Genomic DNA, 1,693 nt, shown 5'->3' on the forward strand with positions numbered 1-1,693 from the left:
TTATAGATAGTTTAATCTTTTTCTTCAAAGAAAAAGTTATAAAAGATTAAAAGAAAAGCTTTTAATCTTTTTAATTATTAGATTGAATAGATTTTACATAATTGCTTATGCCTAAATCTTTCTGGCTCAATCGATCACTTATTTAGATTTCAAAGATTGACTAATAAGATTTGAATAACAATACTAAGTTAAAAGAACAAAACAAAAAATCATTTTTAAAAGAAAAGTTTTTAAATTAAAAAACTAAGATTTATAAATAAAACTTTTTAGCTTTAAATTAAAAAATTAAGAAAGTTAAAAACTCAAATAATTTAAAAACTTAAAAAATCTAAAATAAAGTTAATTTATAAAATCTACGTAAGCTAATGAAACTTTATAATTTAAAAGATTTTAAGTCCTTTTTTCAAAAAAGGAAATGAAAGTATAACCAATTAAACTTAAAGAGGGATTAAACAATATAAATATTTGTGTAAGTATTTATATAAGTATTTGGTGGGTTTTTTGAAATTTGTATAAATAATATATCAAGGATTACTTACTTTTAAACATTGTAAAAAGCAATCAGACTTAATTAAATATAAATTTAAAATAAGTATAATTTTAAAACATTTTATATCAAAGGAAGAAAATGAAAAAAATATTTAGTGTTGTTTTAGTTGCCTTGATTGGCTTATTTTTAAACGCTTGCAATGATTCTAAAAACAAAGAAACAAATGCAAGCGTAGAATTAAAGGTTGGAACCGCCCCAAACTATAAACCTTTTAACTATAAAGAAAATTCAAAACTTACAGGTTTTGATACGGATCTAGTAGAAGAGATCGCCAAAAAAAATGGTATTAAAATTGTTTGGGTTGAAACCAATTTCGATGGGCTAATACCTGCTTTAAAAGCTGGTAAAATTGATATGATTGCCTCGGCTATGAGTGCAACGGATGAAAGAAGACAGAGTGTTGATTTTACTAAACCTTACTATATGAGTAAAAATCTTTATCTTAAACTAAAAAGTAACAATTTACTTCAAACAAAAAATGATTTAGAAGGTAAAAAAATAGGAGTTCAACTAGGAACTTTACAAGAAAATACTGCAAAAGCTATCAAAAATGCACAAGTGCAAAGTAATAAAGATTTAAATATTGCTGTTTTAGCACTAAAAAACAACAAAATTGATGCTATTATCGCAGATGAAGATACTGCTAAAGGTTTTTTAGCTGAAAATCCAGAATTGGTAAGTTTTTACCAAGAAATGGATGGTGGAGAAGGCTTTAGCTTTGCTTTTGATAAAAACAAACAAAAAGAATTGGTAAAAATTTTTGACAAAGGTATAGATGAGACAAAAACCAATGGATTTTACAATACTTTGATCAAAAAATATGAACTAGAGTAAGCGTGAAAATTCACGCTTATACAACTTAAATCTTCGTTGCGTTTTGTAAAATAACATTTCATACAAATTTACTCTCATTAAATCAATTTTTTTATATAAAATAAAATTTAAATTGAAATTTTATAGTTTTATAATAATCAGTATTTAATTATACTTTAAGTTTAAATATTTTATTATTCCGCTATTTTATTTTTATATTTTATATTATTATTAAAAAATAAAAAATATGAAATTAATTTCAAAATAAATCATTTTAAATAAGGAAGGAGAAAAATATTTGAGTAAAAATATTATTTCAAGTAAGGTGTC

Annotated in this window: 1 protein-coding gene; it reads left to right on the top strand. The window is 22.9% G+C overall.

Annotated elements, in window-relative coordinates:
* The first annotated feature begins 628 nt into the window (after window positions 1-628).
* Window positions 629-1,384, top strand: coding sequence for a basic amino acid ABC transporter substrate-binding protein (locus tag AJ932_RS08175; RefSeq protein WP_044779581.1), 756 nt, complete (start codon window positions 629-631; stop codon window positions 1,382-1,384).
* The last annotated feature ends 309 nt before the right edge of the window (window positions 1,385-1,693 follow it).

Origin of the sequence: Campylobacter sp. BCW_6873, assembly GCF_001762365.1 — a bacterium.
Classification (GTDB): domain Bacteria; phylum Campylobacterota; class Campylobacteria; order Campylobacterales; family Campylobacteraceae; genus Campylobacter_D; species Campylobacter_D jejuni.